20 protein-coding genes are annotated in these 21,765 nt (G+C 56.8%); 9 read left to right on the forward strand and 11 right to left on the reverse strand.

From position 1 onward, the window contains the following. The 3 genes from GPA_RS00075 to GPA_RS17680 form a co-directional block, all read left to right on the forward strand. The coding region (locus GPA_RS00075) for a glucosaminidase domain-containing protein (protein ID WP_167536562.1) at positions 1–523 on the forward strand (523 nt) is incomplete at its 5' end. Between the two features lie 197 nt (positions 524–720). Next, complete coding sequence (locus tag GPA_RS00080) at positions 721–1,503, forward strand: ABC transporter permease (RefSeq protein ID WP_041239851.1); 783 nt, start codon at positions 721–723, stop codon at positions 1,501–1,503. 29 nt (positions 1,504–1,532) lie between these two features. Continuing rightward, on the forward strand, positions 1,533–3,299 hold the full coding sequence (locus GPA_RS17680) for an ATP-binding cassette domain-containing protein (RefSeq protein WP_231847528.1): 1,767 nt from the start codon (positions 1,533–1,535) through the stop codon (positions 3,297–3,299). 17 nt (positions 3,300–3,316) lie between these two features. Here the strand turns inward: GPA_RS17680 and GPA_RS00090 are convergent, their stop codons facing one another. Beyond that, the gene (locus tag GPA_RS00090) at positions 3,317–3,946 is read right to left on the reverse strand and encodes a glycosyltransferase (protein WP_167536563.1); all 630 of its coding nucleotides are present in this window, start codon (positions 3,944–3,946) and stop codon (positions 3,317–3,319) included. Positions 3,947–4,269: 323 nt separating this feature from the next. Continuing rightward, positions 4,270–4,446 carry a hypothetical protein gene (locus GPA_RS17685; RefSeq protein ID WP_156790881.1) on the reverse strand — a complete coding sequence of 59 codons (177 nt, stop codon included), beginning with the start codon at positions 4,444–4,446 and terminating at the stop codon, positions 4,270–4,272. Positions 4,447–5,093: 647 nt separating this feature from the next. Here GPA_RS17685 and GPA_RS00095 point away from each other — a divergent pair. Then, entirely contained in the window at positions 5,094–5,657 is a 564-nt protein-coding gene (locus GPA_RS00095) for a transposase (protein ID WP_015538595.1), read from the forward strand. A 447-nt stretch (positions 5,658–6,104) separates the two neighbouring features. On the opposite strand, the gene GPA_RS00100 is transcribed toward GPA_RS00095, so the two are convergent. The 3 genes from GPA_RS00100 to GPA_RS00110 all read right to left on the reverse strand — a co-directional run bounded on the left by GPA_RS00100 (position 6,105) and on the right by GPA_RS00110 (position 8,341). After that, a complete protein-coding gene (locus GPA_RS00100; RefSeq protein ID WP_231847529.1) occupies positions 6,105–7,202 on the reverse strand; it encodes a glycosyltransferase family 4 protein in 1,098 nt (365 codons plus the stop codon). Between the two features lie 76 nt (positions 7,203–7,278). Beyond that, complete coding sequence (locus tag GPA_RS00105) at positions 7,279–7,641, reverse strand: DUF2304 domain-containing protein (RefSeq protein ID WP_015538597.1); 363 nt, start codon at positions 7,639–7,641, stop codon at positions 7,279–7,281. A 1-nt stretch (position 7,642) separates the two neighbouring features. Beyond that, positions 7,643–8,341: a glycosyltransferase family 2 protein gene (locus GPA_RS00110; RefSeq protein WP_049783952.1), complete on the reverse strand. Its 699-nt coding sequence runs from the start codon at positions 8,339–8,341 to the stop codon at positions 7,643–7,645. Positions 8,342–8,482: 141 nt separating this feature from the next. Between GPA_RS00110 and GPA_RS16570 the strand changes: the two genes are divergently transcribed. Next, positions 8,483–10,339 carry a glycosyltransferase gene (locus GPA_RS16570; RefSeq protein ID WP_049783953.1) on the forward strand — a complete coding sequence of 619 codons (1,857 nt, stop codon included), beginning with the start codon at positions 8,483–8,485 and terminating at the stop codon, positions 10,337–10,339. Here the strand turns inward: GPA_RS16570 and GPA_RS00130 are convergent. After that, positions 10,288–12,057 (reverse strand): DUF6020 family protein, encoded by a 1,770-nt coding sequence (locus tag GPA_RS00130; RefSeq protein ID WP_015538598.1) that lies wholly within the window; start codon positions 12,055–12,057, stop codon positions 10,288–10,290. The genes GPA_RS16570 and GPA_RS00130 overlap by 52 nt on opposite strands. A 157-nt stretch (positions 12,058–12,214) precedes the next feature. On the opposite strand from GPA_RS00130, the gene GPA_RS00135 reads away from it, so the two are divergent. Then, a complete protein-coding gene (locus GPA_RS00135; protein ID WP_041239854.1) occupies positions 12,215–13,060 on the forward strand; it encodes a LicD family protein in 846 nt (281 codons plus the stop codon). A 39-nt stretch (positions 13,061–13,099) separates the two neighbouring features. Here the strand turns inward: GPA_RS00135 and GPA_RS00140 are convergent, their stop codons facing one another. The 3 genes from GPA_RS00140 to GPA_RS00150 form a co-directional block, all read right to left on the reverse strand. Continuing rightward, on the reverse strand, positions 13,100–14,362 hold the full coding sequence (locus GPA_RS00140) for a lipopolysaccharide biosynthesis protein (RefSeq protein WP_015538599.1): 1,263 nt from the start codon (positions 14,360–14,362) through the stop codon (positions 13,100–13,102). A 120-nt stretch (positions 14,363–14,482) separates the two neighbouring features. After that, positions 14,483–15,355: a glycosyltransferase family 2 protein gene (locus tag GPA_RS00145; protein WP_015538600.1), complete on the reverse strand. Its 873-nt coding sequence runs from the start codon at positions 15,353–15,355 to the stop codon at positions 14,483–14,485. Positions 15,356–15,478: 123 nt separating this feature from the next. Continuing rightward, positions 15,479–16,273 carry a LicD family protein gene (locus GPA_RS00150; protein WP_015538601.1) on the reverse strand — a complete coding sequence of 265 codons (795 nt, stop codon included), beginning with the start codon at positions 16,271–16,273 and terminating at the stop codon, positions 15,479–15,481. Positions 16,274–16,555: 282 nt separating this feature from the next. On the opposite strand from GPA_RS00150, the gene GPA_RS00155 reads away from it, so the two are divergent. Genes GPA_RS00155 through GPA_RS00165 form a run of 3 tightly spaced genes read left to right on the forward strand, consistent with a single transcriptional unit; the run spans position 16,556 to position 20,413 of the window. Continuing rightward, positions 16,556–18,343, forward strand: coding sequence for a phosphotransferase (locus tag GPA_RS00155; protein ID WP_041238644.1), 1,788 nt, complete (start codon positions 16,556–16,558; stop codon positions 18,341–18,343). A gap of 10 nt (positions 18,344–18,353) precedes the next feature. After that, positions 18,354–19,814 (forward strand): APC family permease, encoded by a 1,461-nt coding sequence (locus GPA_RS00160; RefSeq protein ID WP_015538602.1) that lies wholly within the window; start codon positions 18,354–18,356, stop codon positions 19,812–19,814. Positions 19,815–19,825: 11 nt separating this feature from the next. Next, the gene (locus GPA_RS00165; protein WP_041238646.1) at positions 19,826–20,413 is read left to right on the forward strand and encodes a hypothetical protein; all 588 of its coding nucleotides are present in this window, start codon (positions 19,826–19,828) and stop codon (positions 20,411–20,413) included. 51 nt (positions 20,414–20,464) lie between these two features. Here the strand turns inward: GPA_RS00165 and GPA_RS00170 are convergent, their stop codons facing one another. Beyond that, complete coding sequence (locus tag GPA_RS00170; RefSeq protein WP_015538603.1) at positions 20,465–21,064, reverse strand: sugar transferase; 600 nt, start codon at positions 21,062–21,064, stop codon at positions 20,465–20,467. Beyond that, the coding region (locus tag GPA_RS00175) for a DegT/DnrJ/EryC1/StrS family aminotransferase (protein WP_041239856.1) at positions 21,064–21,765 on the reverse strand (702 nt) is incomplete at its 5' end. The genes GPA_RS00170 and GPA_RS00175, both read right to left, overlap by 1 nt.

Below are 21,765 nucleotides of genomic sequence, written 5' to 3' on the forward strand. Positions count from 1 at the left end.
GAAGGCTATCGGTACGAACATCATGGGGGCTTCGGAATCTAATGCGAGCCAGATGGCGCGTTATTACGTCTCCAAGAGCCTTCCTTATCCTTCGGTGGTGTATGCGTCGAAGGGGGCGGGCGACCTGGCAACCTTCTGTAATATTGTCAGTGAAGAGGCAGCGGCTGAAGGCGTGCGCGCCGATGTGGTGTTTTGTCAGGCGATGAAGGAGACCGGCTGGCTGCAGTTCACGGGAGATGTAAAAGCGGAGCAATGCAACTTTTGCGGGCTGGGTGCCACGGGTGGTGGCAATCCAGGGCTAAGTTTTGAAAGTGTGCGGATGGGGGTGCGGGCTCACGTGCAGCACCTTAAGGCGTATGCTAGTACCGACCCCTTGGTCAATGACTGCGTTGACCCGCGCTTTACGTATGTTACCCGCGGCATTGCCCCAACCTTGGAAGAATTGAACGGCAGATGGGCGGTTCCTGGTAACAATTATGGGCAAGATATTGCCGCTATGATAAAAGAGATGCAGAAAGCCTGACATTCACTCTGTCATCCCGAGCAAAAGCGCGAAGCGCTGGAGTCGAAGGATCTCGTGTGACGACGATAGCGGAAAGTGCTACGGCTAGCACCCTACGCAATCTTTTGACTTTGCTCTCTGCGGTCGCTTCGTTCAGGATGGCGGGTATGAAGTAACAACTAATCTAAACTTTACGAAAACAAATGGGTGGGTTTGCAATGACTGCTGGCATTATTTCTGAAAAGATGAGAAAGAACGCCTTTATTCTTTCTTCTCTGGTATCAAAAGATTTCAAGTTGAAATATCGAAGAAGCGTTTTGGGAATACTTTGGAGCGTGCTAAACCCGTTGCTGATGATGATGGTATTCACGGCGGTGTTCAGCACTATGTTCCGCTTTAATATTGCCGACTATCCTATCTATTTCATTCTGGGCAATACCCTTTTTACCCTTATGTCTGATTCAACCAGTTCCGCCATGCACTCGATTATCGATTCGGCGGCGCTCATCAAAAAAATTAGGATTGACAAGATAGTTTTTCCGGTGGAAAAAGTGCTCTTCCAATTGGTTAACTTTGCTGTTTCTCTCGTGGCGGTTGCCATTGTTATGATCTATTTTCGTATCATGCCAACGCTGGATTTGCTGTTGCTGCCTTTCTTGGTGCTGTGTGTAGTGCTGTTCAGTATTGGGCTTGGCTTGCTGTTGGCCGCCCTAGCGGTATTTTTTCGCGACATTTGCCATCTCTGGGGAGTAGTTCTGACGGCGTGGACCTATGCCACGCCTATATTTTATCCGGTTGATCAGGTGCCCGTGTGGATGCAACAGGTTATGCAGTATAACCCTATGTATCACTATATAACGTATTTTCGCGACATTGCGCTGTGGGGTAATACGCCTTCGTTAACGGAAAGCGCTCTTTGTTTTGGGGGTGCGCTGGCGGTGTTCATTGCCGGGCTGCTTGTTTTCAAAAAGGCCCAGAACAAGTTCATTCTGTATGTCTAAGTGCCCTTATTATCCTCGGAGGTTGTTTCGTGGTTAAAAAAGCTGCTCCATCGAATGCTCAAGAAAACTCATGGGTGATCAAGGTAGAAAAAGTGTCCATGGTGTTCAATATGGCCAGCGAGCAATTGAATAGTTTGAAGGAATATGCCATTGCGCTCGCTCGCCATGAGTTGCGCTTCAAGGAGTTCCGTGCCCTCCAAAAGGTGTCGTTTACCGTCAATAAGGGCGATGTGTTCGGCATCATGGGCACCAATGGCTCCGGGAAATCAACTATGCTGAAAATTGTTGCGGGGGTGCTTGAGCCGACGGAGGGAACGTGCCAGGTGAAAGGACGTATTGCCCCCCTCATTGAGCTGGGTGCTGGGTTTGATATGGAATTGACGGCGCGTGAGAACATTTTCCTGAATGGTGCTTTATTGGGCTATCCCAAAAAATTTATCGAGCAGCATCTTGATGCCATTGTCGAGTTTGCTGAATTAGAAGAATTCCTTGACATGCCCATGAAAAATTATTCGTCGGGCATGGTGGCAAGAATTGCTTTTGCTATTGCAACGGTTATTGTGCCCGATGTTTTAATCGTCGATGAAGTTTTGTCGGTTGGCGACTTTCGTTTTCAAAAAAAATGTGAGAATCGCATCAATGATCTTATAGCCAACCATGGGGTAACCGTTCTTATTGTGTCCCATAGCAATGAGCAAATAGCTCGACTTTGTAACAAGGCCATCTGGATTGAAAAAGGTGAAACTCAAATGATGGGGCGCACACGCGATGTGTGCCGGGTATATCGCGCATTGGCGGGCAAGGAGGGGTCGACATCTTCAAAAAACGATGTGCTGAAGCTTATTAGCAAGAAAGTGAAAGTCCCCAAAGGCGCGTACGATGCTATTGCGGGTCCAAATGTGTTCGCCAACACGGCAACCATGGCGAAAGCGGCATGGCCCCACGGCCTTGATCAGGGAGTGGTAGTTATGGCCCCTATGAGTGCACCCGCATACGCTTTGGCGGCGGTATCGTTGGCGGGGCTCTACGATGCTCCTGTTTTGCTGGCAGAAGGGGATGATCTGCCTAATTCGACGGTTCGTGAGCTGGGGCGTCTTGACCCGTCGAAGATGGTGGTAATAGGCGACGAAGAAGCTATAAGCCCCAAGGCCATTGAGAAAGCGTGCTCCATGTTTGAGAAGCAGCTAGAGGTCCACCGTATTGGCGGTTCTATTCAAGAAATATGCGCCCATCTCCTTCAAACTCGCCAAGACGAATGGGGCAGTACCGCGCTATTGGCATCGAGTGACTATGTACAGCAGCACTGGGCGCAGGTGGCGGCGTTTGCCCCTTATATGTACCACAACCATGCTCCCCTTATTCTGTGCGAGCAGGCGGACTATGGGGCATTGGCCTTTAGTCAGGTTCTCTGCTTTGCGGATGACGAAGCCCGTGCGACCAGCCAGGTGTCTGCGTTGCAGGGGGAACTGCTTGAGTTTGGCAAGGGGGAACAACCATCCCAGTACGGGGTGGCGGTGCTGGAATGGCTGGAAGCGCACCAGGAAGTCACCAACGCGGATACTATCTTCTTTGCTTCCGCTGATGAACCATGGGATGTGCTTCCGGGTGCGGCTTATATAAGCAAGCTGAATACGAACGTTATGCTGGTGGATACGGCCAACTTAGACAGCATGGCAGCCGCTATTCGCTATTTAAGTGATCGCAAAAATAAATACCGAAAGATTATTTTTCTCGGTGGGTTCATGGTCTTCGCCGATGACGACAAAGAACTTTTTGCGAAAGCTCTGCTACCCTAACAGTTCGTGTGCCTTTATCATGGCTCGAGAAAGCCGGAAGCTACTTTGTCCAACAGTTCGCTCGTGTGCAAGCGCTCTATGCGGCACGGGCGGTTTTCTCCCAGGAAAACTCGATTTAGACGCGGGTGGCGGAGGTTTTTGCCTCTGTTGCTCAAGTTGGGATCGGCCTTCAGCTTGGGCACTAAGCGCGTAATTTCTTCACCGGTGGTCTGGTGGAGAACCATGCCAAACTCTTCGGTGGGAATGAGTTCTTGCACGCCGCCTACGTTGGCGATGGTGGGCATGGTGGCAAAGGCGGTTGCTTCAAGTAGCGACGTGGAGAATCCTTCAGAGCGGGTGGGCAACAAAAAGCATCGCATGGGGAGGGCGCAGATGTCAGCGGCACCGAGGGTTCCAAGTAGGTGTACATTGGGCGTGGGATACGCTTCGATATCAGCTTTGAGTGGACTGTCGCCATCGAGAAGTATCTGGACATCATCTGGTGCAAGCAGGGCGGTGGCTTCCATGGGAGCCTGTATTTCCTTTTCGGGGATGAATCGATTCGTGAAGGTTAACGCTAAAGACTGGGGATCAAGGCCGAGTTTGGCGCGAAAATCGCGCCAGGAGTCAAGGGCGCGGAAAGCCGCTGCATCAATAGAGTTGTGCAAGGTTCTTCGGATGTGATGCCAAAATGCTCAAGCCAACGCCCGCTGGCTTTGGAGACTGTATTGTAATGGATGTCATGTTGCATGTGACCCGGCGTATGATGGCGTGCTCGTAGGTTTCAATCACCTTGTCTGCAAGAGGGTTGGCAAGCGCTAAATGGGCAAAACCGTGGTCGATAACCAAGGGCAAAATGTCCCGGTGTTACACAAGTTCTATGCCCAAAAGGGCTAGATCGGTGGCGACAGGCCCTCCTTCCGGACCCGGTTGATGGTGTAGCTTGTCAGGTTGAGCCTGTCCTAGGGTGCTTCCTCGATCTCTGATTCGTTCACAAGAACATCTGCGGCCTATGGTCTGCGGTCTTGAGCATCGCGATGGGTGATGGGCCCATGAGAGAGAATTTGGACTCGGAGTTCAGCTGGCTCATGAGGACGGCCGTGTCGCGGGCCTCAAGATCGTCGAATGAGATATCCCGGCCCTCGGGCAGGAGCTTCCTCGGCTCCACGTGGCTTCCGCCCTTCTACTAAACTGGCGAGGGACGCAGTGGCACGCTTTGAACCGGGCCTCATGGAAGGCCGAGCGTTCCAGCGCCACCGTGTCCGAGAACTCTCACCCGTTGTAGTGAGGATGAACACAAACAAACGTTCTTACTCCCCCTTTAACGCATAATCGCAGGGAGTGGGTCGTTTTCAGGACTCAAGATCCTACCGGATCCCGCTACAATGCACCCAACGGCTCGAACGATCGGGGGATGCCATGAGCGAGATCAAAACCTTGACGGAGTTTTTGATGCGTTTGCGACCGAAGAAGACTGCGTGCGGCATCTTTACGGGCTGCGCACGCAAACGGGGTGGACATGCCCGAGATGCGGGGCGGCCTCGCCCTCTTTGCTCCTGTCGCTTCGCAAGATCCAATGCACTCGCTGCTCTTGCCAGCAGGCTCTCACCGCGCACACGGTGATGTACCGCTCGCATGTCGGCTTGCGCAAATGGTTTCTCGCAGCTTACCTGGTCGCAAGCGACAAGCGGGGCATATCGGCCTGCCGGCTCGCACGGGAGCTGAAGGTTAAGTGGGTGTGCGCCTATTACCTTTTACAAAGGATATGCACCGCCCAAGCCGAATCGGGGTGTCTTCAACGCTCTTGAGGACGATATGGAGATAGACGATGCCTATTTGGGCTCGCCTGGCAAAGGACTCGCCGGGCGGGGAACCGACAAGGTGCCTTTTATCGTTGCCGTCAACCGGGGTGGCGGCGGGTGCGCTCTGCGTGCAGTAGCGGACTGCTCGAGCGGAAGCTATCTGGAGTTCGGCTCATGGCACCTGGCGCGCGGCGCGCACATCAGGGCAGACAGATCGAGAGCGTGCGGATGCGGGCTTGCTGGATGGCCGGGCCTTGAACAGCGGGCGTTCTCCGAAGAAGACGCGGATGCCTCGCTTTCGGTGGCCCACCACCTGATATCCAACTTCAAGTCCTTCGTGCTGGGGACCTTTCACGGTATCACGCGAGGGTATGTTCAAGGCTATATGGATGAGTTCGGCTGGCGATACTGCCACCGCGCAGATTCCAGCATGTTCGCCTCCCTGCTCTCGGAGATGCTCTCGTGTCCTAAGAAGGCTCGCGCAGATCTTGCAGGGATATTTTCGCCGCAAGCACCACAGCCCGCAGCTCCCAGCAAAAAGGAGCGCTCATCGTCTCTCCTTGCGATTATGCGTTAAAGGGGGAGTCAGAACAAATGTTTGAATATAGGTTTGCCGACCACCCTTTCCAGCGTGTCGAGTGTCGCGGTAACGGCGCTCGACGACTTAACGGGTAAAAGCAGGTAAGCAGGTAAGCTTAAAGCTTAGACCTTGCAGGGTCTTGACAACAAAGCAATATTTGATATCCACTACTATCGTGGTTTCCACTATCTAAATGATTCGAGGAATGCGATAAATTCCCTTGGAGAATCATGGCGAAAGGACGCTTCAGTCATGCTCTTGCGCATGGATCCTGTTGTTGTTGCTCAAGGAAGCTATATCTCTCCTTCAGATAAATGAGGCGCGAAACAATGGTATCGGCGACGTGTTGAAGAAGGCGATGGGCCTGCGAAAGTAAGAGCATGGATTGTATGTGTCAAAATAGAAAGTGCTCTATTGTTGGTCCTCTCAAAATAGTTGATGAGGTCATGCGCCATTCGCCCGCTTACACGCTTCAGCAGTTTTTAATGCTGTTGATTGCCAAGAGAACTCTTCGCGGACGCGCCGGTTGATGCAATTCGCCATCTTGCAACATAAAGATCGATCTTTGCAGAGGGCGAGAATGCTCTCCTCCACGTCCTCCTTCTTTGCCTGCTGCAGCACGATGCCAAAACTATTGCTTGGCATGAGCTCATCCACTCCTCCAACATTGGTGACAATGGGCACGGTGCCGCATGCTGCCGCTTCCAAAAGCGATGTCGAGAAGCCCTCAGAGCGGGTTGGGAGACAGAAGGCGTCGGAGGCCAGCAGGAGAGCTGCGACATCGGGGGAGCTCAACCTTCCCACGATATGCACATTGGGCAGGTTCTTCTCAGTTATCTCTTGCTCGAGCGGGCCTTCTCCCGCAAGGGCAAATCGGATATCGCCGTGCTGCGCCAATGCCTCGGCTGCGTCCATAAGCGGGCCGATTCCCTTTTCGGGGATGAATCTGCCGGTAAACGATACGAGGAAGTCCTCCGGTCCGATATCCAGCTCCTTGCGGAAGTCTCGAGCGGAGGCGCTGCTCTTGAACTGAACGGCATCGATGGAATTGCAAAGCGTCCCCTTAGCTGCGATGCCAAAATGGTTCAACCATCTTACTCCTGCCTGCGATACAGCGTAATAGTCGACTTCATGGCGCTTGATGATGCTGGTGAAGGCGTGCTCGTAGGCTGAAACGAAAACATCGACCAGGCGATTGCCCATGGTCAGATGAGCTGAACCGTGATCAATGACAATGGGCTTGATTCCCTTCGACTCCGCCAAACGAATGCCCAGCAGTGAATGGAAGTAGAAGCGCGTGTTTACGATTACGTAGTCGACAGGCTGTTCGTTCAGCCATTTCAGCAGCCGGCCGTAGTCCTCGTTTTTCCGGGGAAGCGGATATCGACCGTTCATGACGTTGCGGCAGGGAAGGCGCACTATATCGACCCGCTCGCATTCCTGCTCGATCTCGGCCAGGCCGAATACGTTGTTCGTTACCACGATTGCCCGATCGCCGAGCTCTGCGAGCGTGCGGGCGAGGTTCTGGGTGTACTTCTCCACCCCTCCGACGTTGGGGGGGTAGTTTGCCGAGAAGATGGCATAAGTGCTCGAGGGCTCTCGAGCCGGTTCTGCGGAGCTATCGCGCATCTTTGCTTTCCAAGGATTCCAGTCGCTTCTCGATGAGCGCTTCCTGCTGCACGAGGTTTTTGATCCTCGTGGCCTGCTTGCTCACGATGATGCTTAGCGAGAGGCAGATGGCGAGGAGGAAGAAAAGGGCAGTGAAGAAGATGAAGTTCGACGGCGCCTCGAATCCGAGCGCGTTGGAGATGGTGAACAGGGGGTCGGGAAACAGCGCAGCGACTATGGATGCCACGGCAAGCGTCATCCATAGGAGCGAATATTTGAGCAGAAGCTTCCCGTGGGCGACTTGACGAGAGACTGCGGCCAAAAAGACGATGCAGACGATGATGATCGCAATGCGCAGCGTAAGTCCTTCCATGCTACTTCATCCCCTTCGAGCGGGAGAGACTCATGATGGCGATGGCGAGCGAGACCTTGACCATGTAGTAGATGCTCCCAAGCGCGCGAATGGATGAGGCGCCGCCGACTCTTTCGTGCATGATGACGGGTGCCTCCTGCACGCTCAACCCGTTTCCGATGGCGGTGACGATGGACTCGGGCTCGGGATAGTCGGTCGGATAGTTGCGGCAGAACAGGCTGATGGAGCGCTTGCTGCATGCCCTGAACCCCGAGGTGGGGTCGGTGATTCGCCTGCCCGAGAACAAGCAGATGCACCCGGAAAGCCAGCGGATGCCGATACGGCGCATAAAAGAGGATCGGAAGCCCTCCGTCCTTTCGACGAAACGGGATCCTATGGCCAGATCCGCCCCCTGCTCAATCAAGTCGAGCAGGGGGGGCACGTAGCGGATGTCATGCTGCCCGTCACCGTCGAACTGCACATCCACGTCGTAACCGTTCTCAAGCGCGTATTTGTGCCCCGCCTGCACGGCGCCGCCTATTCCGAGGTTCTGCTTAAGGTCGAGCACCGGCAGATCGTGTTCGCGGCACACTTCAAGCGTGTCGTCGGTCGATCCGTCGTTGATGACGATGAAGTCATAGCCCGCCTCCGCGACCGCTTGGGCAACGCCTGCGATATTTCGCGCCTCGTTGTAGGCGGGAATGATCAAAAGTGTTTTCATGAACCGCAATCTTCTCTTTTCGCCGTTACCGCCATTATAGACGAATCTTCGCTTTTGCGATGGTTTTGAGCGATGATCTCGACGGGTGTTCGAGCTCATCTATAATGGCAGATGGCTCATCAACGAGAGAATAGGACAACCGTGCAAGCTTTTCCCCTCGCCAACGTTCTTGTGAAGATCGACGATTTTGCCGCGGATTATCCCGAGTTGTATTATCGCGCCGGCGATGCCTCGTACGACGAAGGCGCCCAAGCGCTCGCTTTTTCTGATGAGATTGACTTTACCACGTACTTCAATGCGTTTCCCCTTTGCAAATGGAGGCGTTATGCGAATATTGGTCCCGTGCGCCTGATCATCGAGGCATCGGGGGATGTGTGCGAGGTTTTGCTCGGCGAGCTGCATGAAGGCGCGACTCGGCTTCAAGTGCGCGAGGCGCCCCTTGCTGTGATCGGCGGAAGCGGGGAGTTCCGCCGCTTCGAGGTGGAGCTGCCCGAGAGCGGAGCGGCCCTTGTCTCGTTCGTGCTGCGCTCGCAGGGCCGCTCGTTCATTCGCTCTGCCAGGTATGCTACGATGGTGGAGTCTTCTGCGGTTCGCTCAGTGCGCCTGGCTTTGAGCACGACGACGTTTCGCAAGGAAGACTTCATCGTCCCCAACATCGAGGCGGTCGAACGCGAAGTCCTGTCGGGCGACGAGCCGATATCCCAGGGCTTTCACATGTTCGTAGTGGACAACGGGCGCACCCTCAACGCCGAGCGCCTTTCGAGCGAGGGCGTGACCGTCGTTCCCAACGCCAACGTGGGCGGGGCGGGCGGATTCGCCCGCGGGATGATGGCGGCGCTCGAGTACGGCGCCACCCATGTCCTGCTTATGGACGACGACGTTCGCGTGTCCCCCGAAAGCTTCAAGCGCACCTTCAACCTGCTTTCGCTTCTCAACGACGACTATGCGGAAGCATTTCTCAACGGCGCCATGCTCTCGCTTGAGCAGCCGAATCTGCAATATGAGGATGCTGCCGTGGTGCGCAAAGACGGCTTGTACGACAAAATCAAGCCGGACCTGCATATAGATCAAATCGATCAGATCGCGAAGAACGAGGCGATAGACGTCGAGGTGGAGAATGCGTACGGGGCGTGGTGGTACTGCTGCATCCCGATGTCCGCGGTTCGCGAGCACGGGCTTCCCCTTCCCCTGTTCGTTCGCTGCGACGATGTGGAATACGGCATGCGGTGCCAGCCGAAGATGATGTCCATGGGCGGCATCTGCGTTTGGCATGCCGGTTTCGAAGGGAGGTTCCGCGCATCCGTCGACTGCTATCAGTACGTGCGCAACTTCCTTATCATGATCGCCGTGGACGGTAGGAGCTCGGAGCGCTTGTTTATGCTGCGCCTGCTGCGCACGTTCAGCATCTACCTGCGTTCCATGAATTACGAGAGCGCCGAATTGCTGCTCGACGGTTTGGAGGACTACCTCAAGGGGCCGTCTTTCCTCGAAAAGGCGAACGGCGAGGAGCTCATGAAACGCAACGGGGCGAAGAACGAACGGCTTGCTCCCGTGGGGGAGCTTGATCGGGCTCTTCTTGAGGGGCTCGATCTGGCTTCCGCGAACCTGGGCGGCAAAGACGAGCGCAGCATGGCGCTCAAGCTGCTTGAAGCGCTTCCCCACGATCGGCACATGCTGCCCGATGCCCTGATTAAGGACGATCCTGCCGCCGTGTACTACAGCCGCGGCGCCTACCCGGGGTGGAAGACCATGCGCAGGCGGACGCTCGTGGCGTTCGACGCCCAGAGCGAGAACGCCCACGTGCGGACGATGGACCGCAGCCGGTATCGCGGGCTCAAGCAGCGCTATCGGCTTTTGAAGCGCGATTACGAAACGCGCAAGGAGCAGGTTGCCGAGGACTATCGCCGCGCCATGCCACGCCTGACCTCCGAGGAGTTCTGGCGTTCCTATCTGGGGTTGGATGAGTGCTGTCCGACGACGGGGGAGGATGCCGGGTAGCCCGTCCTTCGGGCGCGGTTTCCGCGCTCGCGGCGCCTGCGCGCATGGGATCCGCCCATGAATCCCACCGAGAAGAGCAGCGGCGCCCCGTAGTACAGGGGAATGGCATACCAATACAGCACCATGGGTCCTATCAAGACCGAGAGTAGAACCCCGAGGGGAACGGCAAACACGGCAACGGCGTTCGCGTTTCGCCTGCGCAGCGCATAGGCCAAGCCCACGAGCGGCAGCCATGTGCACCAGGGGCCGAATCCGATCAGCAGGGGCGTTTCGTATTGAACCGTAGCCCACCGCTCAACATAGTAGCGCCCGGCGTCCAGCGCCGCCGGCTTCTGGGCCTTGAGGGGCGAGAGGAACTCCTCGGCTTCCTCGATTCCCCCGGGGAAGTACTTGCTCCAGATATACATATGGCTTTCGTCGAACACGTCGAGCTTCAGGTTGTAGCCGAAGGCGATTTTCCAGAACGGGCTCACCCAGCCAAACGTATGATTGACCAGCGCCTCGAAATAGACGTTGGGATATTGCATCCCGAGCTTTGCCCATGCGGCCAAGAAAGCGTTGCGATCATCTGTATCGGTGTAGTCTCTGATGGAAAAACCAACGTCATCGCCCCGACGGGGATTGTACAGCACCGCCGCCTTTTCGCAGTCGATGAGCCTGGAAAGCTGCGAATAGCTCTCCTCGTCAACGGGCTGGCCGCTGGCGAGGAGACGCCCGACCTGCTGGAGGGGGAGGATGAGGAAGGAGCTCGCAGCGGAAGGCACGCTCGATTCTTGAGGGACGTCGTTTTTCATGGCGTACGGCAGAAAGACGTCGGTCAGTCCATACGACGCAACGACGATGGTCAGAAAGACGAGAGCGCGCTTCTTCCTGCACGCTTTGAAGGAGACGAGGAAGACGAGAAAGGCTATGAGCGCGATGTAGAGCATGGTTCGCTTGCTTGCGATAAGGACGATGGACGTCGCGATGAAGGCAAGGACGAACCATCGGCTGCCCAAAGCCCGCCCCCTTGTGCGGCAGAGCTCGGCGCACAATACGAGAAACACGACATAAACCCATCCGTTCAGGCTGTCCTTCGACATGCTGATCGCCGCCAAAGGAAAGATAATGATAAGCGACAGCGCGGCAAGGCTGAGGTAGATCACGGGGCGGGGAACCCGCAGACGGTGAAGGTAGCAGACCATGAGGGAGAAGCTTGCAGCGGTGCAAAGCGACTGAAACACCCCGTAGAGGTAGAGGCCCCAGCTCCGCTGTCCGAGCAGATCGCCCAGCTGCCAAAACAGGCCGAACAGCCACGTATCGAACAGGGGATTGCCTCCGGAGTAGGGCTCGACCCCGTACACTTGGAACATCTGCCGTATCGAGTCGTCTCTCATGGTTCCGGGGAAATTCGTGACGATCCAAGGAAGCCAACAGACGAAGATGATGCAGAAGTAGACGAAGAACCGCTTTCGAAGGATAACGCGGAAGGGCGGCTCCTTTTCCGAAGGGCTGCTTTGCGAATCGAACCACGAGAAGAGGAGCGCGAGCGCAAGGTATCCGACGAGGGCGATCACGACAAGCGATGCGAGGGCGATCGCGATGGACCGCGGATCCTGGATAAGCGGCGCGAAGGAATCGGCGGTTTGGAAGGCATAGCTCACAACCGTGAAGACGGCGATCAGGCAGGCGGATGCGAAAGCGAAAGGATCGAAGGTCAGTTTTTTGGCAAGATGCATGTAATTCCGGTCCCCTTTATCATGAAAGCCATCCGGCCGCTTTCTCAATTAAGCGTATCTCCTTGGCAAAGCGACGGCTCGCAAGGCAACGCGTTCGTCCTATGATACGATATAAAAGGATCATACGCTATGCATACCGACCGACGCAGGGGTGAAAGTGCTATACGATGACGAGGTTTTACGAAGGCTCCAGCTGGTCGAGCTTTCGATTTTGGAAGACATCGACCGCATTTGCCGTGAATGCGGAATAACGTACTTTCTTGATTCGGGAACGCTGCTGGGCGCCGTAAGGCACGGGGGCTTTATTCCCTGGGATGACGACATCGATATTGGCATGATGCGGTCGGACTACGATCGGTTCTTATCGGTTGCCGCCGAAGCCCTGGGTGATAGATATGTCGTTTCCAGCTGCGAGCTGCGTAAAGACCATGCTGCGATGTTTGCGAAAGTGTGGCTGCGCGACACGATATTCAGCACGAACGAGACGGTCGAAGCGGGTGTCCCTCAGGGCATTTTCGTGGATGTCTTCCCGTACGACGCAGTGTGCGCCGATCCTGCCAGCGCATCCAGGCAGGCTAAGAGATGCCGCATGTGGCAAAGCGTTTCGTATCTTTACCATGCCAAGACGGTGATCGTTCCCCATGGTGGTATCCTCGGTCGGTGCGAAAGAGTCGGTTGCTGCGCCGCCCACGCCTTTGCAAGGCGGCTATTCACCCATGATGACATCCGTTTGAAGTTCGACAAGTGGGCGCTGATGGGCGCGGATGATGAGAGTTCTCGCGCCATGGCCTTTGCCTATCCGATTGCAGAGGGTTTTCCACACGAGGTTCTCATTCCGCCGAAATACGTGTCATTCGAGGGGCGCATGTTCCCGGGACCCGCCGATGCGGAAAGATACCTGGAGATCATGTTCGGGGATTGGCGAAAGCTTCCTCCCGTCGAGAAGAGGAAGAACCACGCCCCTCTTGAGCTTGATTTTGGAAGCGCCGTCGACGTACGGTGAAGTTGCCTTATGGAGGGCGATCCTCGACGCTGCCGACGGCTAGGCGGATTTCTTTCTAAAGAGGCTCGCAATGAAGGCGACCATGATAGCTGCTCCGACAGAGTAGGCGGCGATGCTCGTGAAGCTCACGCCGTTCATATCCCAAGTAGCAACGAAAAAATAGGATGCGGGAATGGCGATTGCCGCCGCGACGATATTCCCTGCGAAGCTGCCCTTGAAGCAACGCAGGACAACCAGCAGATCGTTGAGGAACCAGACGAACGCCGAGATGATGGTGCTTGCGATGATCGGTAGAAGCAGATAGGTGTAAGGGGCGATCGTCGGCCCGAAAATAAGACCGAGCAGCCATGCGCCAAATACCTCGAAGCCGATGGCGCAGACGATGCCGATTGCGGCAATCCCGAGGGCCACTTTCCCGATTAGGGAAAGAAGCTCCCTCTTCTCGCCCTTTGCAAAATGCTCGGCTATGATGCTCAAGAGTGGATTGTAGAGGTAGCTCGCCCCCATCTGGATGATGGCGATGGGCGCTGCAACTGAGGCGTAAATGCCGAGCATGGACTCTCCATCCATGAGTGCCAAGACCTGTCGCGGGATAGACGGAACCGTCCCGCAGGCAACGGCGGCAATGACGATGGGGAAGCAGTAGACGAGAAGATGCGTCGCCTTCTTTCGGCTTATGCCGAGTTTCACGCGCTCAAAACGCCTTGAGCGAGGATAGTCATAGCAGATGCCAACTGTGACGGTCGAGACGGCCATGGCTGCGAGAGCGCATTCGAGGCTTTTCGTCGATGCGAATATGGCACAGAAGGCGACAAGCGAGAGCGCCCCTTGAAGGATCAGCGACTTGCCGATGTAATCCATGCGTTTATGGATTTGATCGACGCCGTGCAGGACGTCGATCAGGAGGGCTACGATTTTGAAGACGGCATAAAGAAAAATGGCGGCAAGCGACTGGGGGTTGCAGGTTGCAACGGCGTAGGCCATGCAGCAGGCCAGTGCGATCAGGGAGGTGATAATGCGGAGGGAGAAGTACTCCCCGGCGGTGTTCTCTCGTTTGATGTCGGAAACCTGGTAGGTGTACATGCGATACAGGGCCAGCGGCGCGAAGATGTTGTACACGGACATGGCGAGAGAAAGAGCGCCTGCCGCCTCGTATCCGTTCGAAAGTCGGACAACGAGAATGGTGATAAGCCATTGGCATGCAAGGTAAGTTATGGAGCCGAAGGAGTTCCATGCCATGTTCTTTCCGATGGAAAGCTCCTTGCCTTCCGGTTCAGCATGCTTATGCGAGCAATTGCCCATGTTAGGCAACGCCTTTAAGAGGGGCGCGTCCGGCTAGGGATTCTTCTGCGTTAGGCGAGAGGGGCGGCATGGTGTCGCCAATGCAAATTGTCTTCATATGTTTTCCGTCGATTCGTCCTCTTACCTAAACATCGTCTTGCATAGAAGCCACGCGGGGGGGCAAGCAAGGTATGCGAGAGCCTTGCTGGGAGCATCCTCAATACCCGCCTTTGTTGTTTTTGCAAGCATATGCCCGACCATGTAGAGAATAGTGCTTTGGTATTTCAGGAGAATCCTGTCAGCGTATCCGATGTAGAGACGCTTCAGCGTGTGATAGCCTATCGGATTCTCTTTAGTTAGCTTTGGAAAATTCTTGCTGTAGCCGTCGGGCAGGTACTCGGCAACCACGAGTATCTTGTTGAGGGTTGCCAAAGCGTACTGCTGGTCTATCTGATGGTAAACGTAGGTCTCGGCGATGAATTTTTCGCCTTCGGCCACTTTGAAGGGGAAACTCCGCAATATGTCCGTGCGATAGATATGAGCGGAATCCCCTTTGTACTTGAATCTGTAGTATAGATCCCACATGGTGGTGGTCTCGACTCCGTCGGGCATCCAGGTGCCGAGCGGCTCGCTGCTCGTTTTTCCGTAGACGCCGATTATTCCTGCGATACGAGGGTTCTCGCGGACTTCGAGCCAGCGAGCCCAGACTTCGTTCAGCGCATGCGGCGTCAGTTCGTCATCAGAGTCGACGCAGAAGAACAATTCGCTATCGCAATGCTCGACTCCGGTGTTATGGGCACGTGCCTTCCCCCCATTGTCCTGCCTGATGTAATGAATGGGGAAGGGGCTACTTTTTTTGAAGCCTTGGACGAGTGCTTCGGTATCGTCGCTTGAGCCGTCGTCGACGATAAGCCAGCAGAAATTATCGCACTCCTGGTGCTTTAGGCTCTCAAAGAGGCCGGGCAGCCTGTATGCGCGATTGTACGTAGGGGTGAATATGCAGATATCATTCATTGTCCCTATGATACCGCAGCGGGTGCGGCTTCGACGGTGTTATCGTCGAATATCACATATTGCCGATTCGGCCGCTAAGAGGAAGTTGGATGCGCGGTATCGTGCCGTCGAGACGAGGAAGGCTCAATCGGCGATCCAGGTGGCATGGATGGCGTGGGGCTTACGCTCGTTTTCCGGCGGCGGCGTGCGGAAATCGTCGAATATGCGCGTGAGGCATTCCTCGTAGAGCGTCGGCGCGTAGAGGCGGTGCCCTTCGAAGTCGAGAAGCGCTCTTTCGAGTATCGGATACGGCATTCGCTCGCGTTTGCCGTATCCCCAGACCACAGCGCCGACATCGTGACGCGGATCGATGGACGTCTCCGATGCGATCGCATCGAGGCGGGCTGCGACGCGGTAGATGTCGGACGATGCGAGGATCGGGGTGAGCAGCCGCTTTGCCATGCAGCGAAAAGGGGTGGTGCCGGTCGTGGTGTCACCAACGGTGAAGTCGTATTTTCTCATGGCCTTCCGATTTTCCTTGAACGGCCGATCGTCTTCTGGTAGGCCGTCCATGGGAAAGATGTCGATCCAAACGCCGGTTTTGTAACGGGGGTCAACGAAGTCTTCCACCACCTCCGTTCGCGTATCGACTAATTTGATGAAGGGGTAGATCGACGAGCGATCGCGATACGATATGAGCTTGATGGTTTCAAAAGAACTATCGCAGGGAAATGACCTGAAGAACGCTTCGTAATCATCTCGCGGCATGACGACGTCGATGTCGTCATCCCAGGGAATGAAGCCTTGATGCCGGACGGCGCCAAGGAGCGTTCCGTAGTAGAGCATATAGCTCAAGCCCTTTTGCTCGCAGTAATCGTGGAACGCCAGAAGTATATCCAGCTCAATGCTCTTCAATTCGTCAAGCTCGATAGGGTGCATGTGTCTCCCTCGTTTTCGGTGTGTGCCCGCATGGTATCCCAAGTGCCTGCATCTGCCAAGTTGGGAAGTCGTAGGGCGCTGACCCGCGCGCTTGAAAAGCAGGGACGGTCTCGCCGGGGAATCCCGGTCGGATCGCTGCATCATGCATTTGCTTGCGGCTGCTATCGTGTTCATTTTTTACAGTTTCTTTACAAAATTGAACAAGCAGCGTATAAAGAATCGCAGGTTTGCGGGAAACGTCTTTGCATGGCGGCATGTCGATCACCGACGAACGAGGGATGTATGCTTTCGAGAAACCAATTCAACGTGCTCCGCTCTCTTCTGAAGAAGAGTGGATCGACGCAGCGGGATATCGCTGCGTCGTGCGGTCTTTCTTTGGGAACCGTGAGCACGGTTATCGCTAGCTTGAAAGAGCTCGGCTGCTTGAATGCCGACGGCTCGGAGGTGACGGAAGAGGGGCTTCGCAGCCTGAAGCCCTATCAAGTCGATAATGCCGTGATCATGGCCGCCGGGTTCGCGTCTCGGTGCGCGCCCTTGTCTTACGAGCGGCCGAAAGGGCTTTTCCGGGTCCGGGGCGAGGTGCTCATCGAGCGGCAGATACGCCAACTGCAGGAAGCCGGCATAGAGGAAATCCATGTGGTCGTCGGCTATATGAAAGAGCTGTTCTTCTATCTTGAAGACAAATTCGGTGTGCATATCACCGTGAATGACGACTATTTCCGACGCAATAACACGTCCTCGCTGTATGCGGCGCGATACTTCCTGCGCAATTCCTATATCTGCTCCTCGGACAATTACTTTACCGTGAACCCGTTTGACCGATTCGTATACGAGACTTATTTCGCTTGCACGTATTCCGATGGTCCTACCGACGAATGGTGCGTCGAGACCGGCTCCCGCAACCGCATAGTCGGATACGGCGTGGGCGGCGCCGATGCCTGGTACCAGATAGGGGAGTTCTACTGGACCAAAGATTTCTCGCGCCGCTACATGGATCTGCTGGAGGAGGAGTACGATGACCCCGAGGTGGCGGATATGCTCCTCGATGCGTTCTTCGCCCGCCATATCGATGAGCTGCCCGCCTACGTGAAGCGCTACGAGCAGGGCGATATCCTCGAATTCGACACCATCGACGAGATCAAGCGTTTCGATGACAAGTTCGTCGACAATATGGACTCGTGCATCATCGACAACATCTGCGCTTCGCTCGATTGCTCCGAAGGCGACATCGACGGTTTCGAGCAGATCAAGCGTGGGAACACAAATGTCATCTTCTCGTTTTACTGCAAAAGGAAGAAGTACGTCTATCGCCATCCGGGAAAGGGAAGCGAGCAGATCATCGACCGCTATAACGAGGCGTTCGCGCAGCGCAAGGCGGACGACCTGGGCATCGACGGCACGACCGTGGCCATCAACCCCGTCGAAGGGTGGAAGATCTCGCGCTACGTGGAGGGCTGCTACGATTTCCAGTACCATAACGAAGCCGATGCCTTGCGGGCGTTCGACCTGATGCATCGCTTGCATGCGGCGAAGGTGCAATGCGGATGGCAGTTCGACATCGCTGCGAACTGCGCGCTCTTTCGCCGCTTGGCCGAGGAGCGCGGGCAGCGCAGCCCATTCCGGATCGACGAGCTGCGCGCCGACGTCGAGCGCGTGTACCATTTCGTGGAATCCGACGGCGTGGAGAAGGTGCTCTGCCACAATGATATGTGCGACAGCAACATCATCGTCTCCGCCGACGCGGTCTGCGCTATAGACTGGGAATACGCCGGCATGGCCGATCCTGCTTATGATGTATGCTCGTTCATCGTGGGCGGCGACCACACGCACGAGCAGGTGCTCCATCTGCTTGAGCTGTACTTCGGACGAAGCTTGACTCCGGCGGAGCTGCGTCATATGTACGGCTCCATCGCCGTGGTGAGCTATCATTGGCTGCTGTGGGGCATTTATCGCCAGAGCGTCGGGCATGATGCGGGAAGCCTTCTCTACTATTGGTACCGCTATGCTGCCGATTATTCCAAGCGTGCGCTTGCCCTTTACGCTCCTGCCGGCCGTCTCGCAATCATCTAGGGGTTCGAACATGGCTGAAACCAAACTGAAGAGGACCCTGGGGTTCGCACCTGCTTTCGGGGCCGCCGTCGGGCTCGTGGTGTCCGGAACCGCCATGTTCTCGGTCGGAAACCTGGCGGGAACGACGGGTTACGCAACGTTCGTCGTCGCAGCCATCGCGCTTGTGCCGATGATGGCCGCCGCTTTCGCGTTCGGAGAGCTCTCCGCGATGCTTCCGGGGGGCGGCATGATCTCGGACTACACCTTGCCCGCGCTCGGAAGGTTCTGGGCGATGTTCGCCTTGCTCTCGGGCTACGTGCTGCTCATAGCCTGCGACGGCGGAACGCAGATCATGATGGGCGGCGCTTCGGTCGAATCCATCACGGGAATACCCCAGATCGTCGTGGCGCTGATTCTGTTCGCCGTCGTCGTCATCATCAACATCGTCGGGGTGAGCGTGTACGGCGCAGTCGAGTCGTGGATCACCGTCTCGATGGTCATCGTGTTCGCTCTGCTCGGGATCATGGGCTTCTTCAACGTCGGCGAGCTGTTCGGTGCCGTGCCGATTGGCGCCGACCAGCCTCTTCTTCCCGAAGGGGGATGGGGGACGGTGCTGGGCTCGGTCGGCGCGGCCATCTGGTTCTTCATCGGATTCGAGTTCGCCTGCCCTATGGCCGAGGAGAATAAGAAACCCTATCGCAACATACCCTATGCTCTCATCTTCGGGCTTTTGACGATTTATGCCGTTGATTCCGTGTTCGCTGCGGCGGCGACGCGCTATGCCGACGCGGCGCTCTTGGCGACCTCGGCCGTTCCGCAAATTGAGGCCGCACAGGGGATGCTGGGATCGGCTGGCGCTGTCGTCATGACGCTGCTCACCATCTTGGCGTCGTTCACCACGGCAAACGCCTATTGTGCCGCGCTGCCGCGCATGTTGTACGGCATGGCGCGCGAAGGGCTCATGCCCAGGGTCTTCCTCAAATTGAGCAAGCGCTTCCGCACGCCGGTGAACGGCATCGTGTTCACCGGTGCCCTTATGCTGGTCACGATGGTCTACATCGGCGTGAACGGCACGAACGCGGAAACGGTGTCTTCCCTTATCTCGGTCGCCTGCATCACCTGGATGATCTCTTACGCCATCGCGATGATCGACGTTCTGGTTCTGCGCAAGCGCTATCCCGACTACCCCCGGCTTTGGAAGGTGCCTGCGGCGAAGATAGTCCTTCCGATTGGCGTAGCGGGCGTGGTGTACGCTATCTGGACTTTGTCAGACTACTGGCTAGCGGCTGCCATTGCGATGGCGGTGGTCGCCATCTACGTCTTCGCGTGGATGAAGGTCAAGAGGATCGATCCTCGCGACAAGGTGTCGCTAAGCCAGACGGCCACCGCCATTCGGGAGACTTCGGAATACCTGCCTGTCTGGGACGAGGCGGTTGAGGAGTGGCTCGTAGGCCAAGGCAAGCTCGCTCCGAAACCGTCCGTCGGCGCGTAGGTGGGAAAGCGGTGAGCAGGAAAAAGCGCGCGGGCGACGTTATAACGCGGAAGGCCGACAGCAAGCTTGAGCACGTGGTGCGGCTTTGGGCGACTGCACTCGGCCCTCATTGCGAGAGGGGCACATCGGCCTTGCTGGAGCGCGAGCTTTTGCTGGTCGGCGTGGCGGAACTCGACAGGCTGCTGCTCTCATACGAAGCGACGAGCAAGCTGTTCGCCACTCTGTTCGATCTGGTTCTGAGCTTCGATGTGCGCGGCGAAGCGGTCGATGGCTCCGAAATCGAATTGGCAGCCGGCTCGCGGGGTTTCGTCGGAACCGGAGACGGTCGGGAAATCGCGCGTATCCTTTCGAACCCCCTCGTGCTTGAGAGGGTCGATGGGCTTGGCGTGACGGGGGCTGGCGCTGTATTCTCTCAAGAGGATGGGTTGTGGCGCGTAAGGATGAAGAGCCTTGTGGGTTCGTCGACATGGAACCTGCTGCCTCCGGTTCTCCAGTTGATCGAACCGGACCTCGACGACTGCATCAGGGGCATGGAGCTGGTTAGGATGATGTGCGCGGCGTTGGGAGGGCAGCGTCTCGGGCCGGACTCGCTTTGCTAGGGAGCGATGTTTCGAGAATCGATGAGTTCGAGCTGGCTTCGAGCGAGCGCCTTATTTCCCCTCATCCTCCACGAACACGCCCTCCTGCTTGAACACCGTGGAGAACGTCTTGAAGAAAATCTTTACGTCCAGCGGGAAGCTCAGGGTGCGCACATACTCAACGTCCATCTTCAGGCGGTCGTGCCAGGGGAGCGAGTTGCGGCCGTAGACGGCGGCGTAGCCGGTGATGCCGGGCTTTACGGTGAGCTTCAGCCCTTCGTCGCCCTCGTAGAGCTCGGTCTCGCGGCGCAGGTCGGGGCGGGGGCCCACCACGCTCATGTCGCCCTTCAGCACGTTCAGGAACTGGGGCATCTCATCCAGGCTCGTCTTGCGCATGAAGGCGCCCACGCGGGTCATGCGGGGGTCGTCGGCGCCGTTGTAGGTGGAGCCGTCCTCCATGACCAGGTCGGGGGCGTTCACGCGCATGGAGCGCAGCTTGTACATCTTGAAGTCGCGGCCGCCAAGCCCCACGCGCGGGGCGTTGTAGAAGACCGGGCCCTTGTCCTCGAAGTGGATGAACGGTGCCAGCACCGCTATGATCAGCAGCACGAACGGCAGCGCCGCCACGCCGATCACCAGGTCGCACACGCGCTTTCCGAACTTCGCGTACATCAGCGGACACCCTCCGCCTCAAGCGCGTCCCAGGCGCGGTGGAAGGCCCCCACGACGTAGTCCACGTCGTCATCTAAGAGCAGCGTGTGAAGGGGCAGCGTGACCTCGTTCTCGAACTGCGCGCGGGCGTTCGGGAAGTCGTCGATGTCGAAGCCGAGATCGCGGTAGGCGGTGAGCATGGGCAGCGGCTTGTAGTGCACGTTCGCCGATACGCCGGCGTCGGCAAGCCGCTCGATGAGCGCGTTGCGGAACGCCGCGCTTTTGCCGGGCAGGCGCACGAGCATCAGATGCCCGCTCGAGGCGAAGTCCTCGTCGTAATGCTGCAGCACGTCGACGCCCAGGTCGGCCAAACCGTTCTCGTAGCGCCCCACGAGCTCGCGCCGGCGCGCGAGCAGGGTGGGGTAGCGGCGCATCTGCGCCAGCCCCAAGGCCGCTTGGATGTCGGTCATGTTGCATTTCCAGCCGGGATAGGCGACGTCGTACTCCCAGGCGCCGGCGCGCGTCTTCGACAGCGCGTCCTTCGTCTGGCCGTGAAGCGACATGAGCATGAACTGGTTGTAGAGCTCGTCGGAGTCGAAGGCGACCGCGCGCCATGCCAGCGCGCCGCCCTCGGCGGTGGTGAGGTTCTTCACGGCATGGAACGAGAACGCGGTGAAGTCGGCGACGGAGCCCGAGGGGCGCCCGTCCTGCACGGCGCCGAG

Source organism: Gordonibacter pamelaeae 7-10-1-b, assembly GCF_000210055.1.
Classification (GTDB): domain Bacteria; phylum Actinomycetota; class Coriobacteriia; order Coriobacteriales; family Eggerthellaceae; genus Gordonibacter; species Gordonibacter pamelaeae.

Bases quoted from the DNA above. Each gene is read 5' to 3' on its own strand.
- GPA_RS00080 (WP_041239851.1), top strand. From the start codon at position 721: ATGACTGCTGGCATTATTTCTGAAAAGATGAGAAAGAACGCCTTTATT.
- GPA_RS00095 (WP_015538595.1), top strand. From the start codon at position 5,094: ATGGAGATAGACGATGCCTATTTGGGCTCGCCTGGCAAAGGACTCGCC.
- GPA_RS00105 (WP_015538597.1), bottom strand. From the start codon at position 7,641: ATGGAAGGACTTACGCTGCGCATTGCGATCATCATCGTCTGCATCGTC.
- GPA_RS00110 (WP_049783952.1), bottom strand. From the start codon at position 8,341: ATGAAAACACTTTTGATCATTCCCGCCTACAACGAGGCGCGAAATATC.
- GPA_RS00130 (WP_015538598.1), bottom strand. From the start codon at position 12,057: ATGCATCTTGCCAAAAAACTGACCTTCGATCCTTTCGCTTTCGCATCC.
- GPA_RS00140 (WP_015538599.1), bottom strand. From the start codon at position 14,362: ATGGGCAATTGCTCGCATAAGCATGCTGAACCGGAAGGCAAGGAGCTT.
- GPA_RS00145 (WP_015538600.1), bottom strand. From the start codon at position 15,355: ATGAATGATATCTGCATATTCACCCCTACGTACAATCGCGCATACAGG.
- GPA_RS00150 (WP_015538601.1), bottom strand. From the start codon at position 16,273: ATGCACCCTATCGAGCTTGACGAATTGAAGAGCATTGAGCTGGATATA.
- GPA_RS00155 (WP_041238644.1), top strand. From the start codon at position 16,556: ATGCTTTCGAGAAACCAATTCAACGTGCTCCGCTCTCTTCTGAAGAAG.
- GPA_RS00160 (WP_015538602.1), top strand. From the start codon at position 18,354: ATGGCTGAAACCAAACTGAAGAGGACCCTGGGGTTCGCACCTGCTTTC.
- GPA_RS00170 (WP_015538603.1), bottom strand. From the start codon at position 21,064: ATGTACGCGAAGTTCGGAAAGCGCGTGTGCGACCTGGTGATCGGCGTG.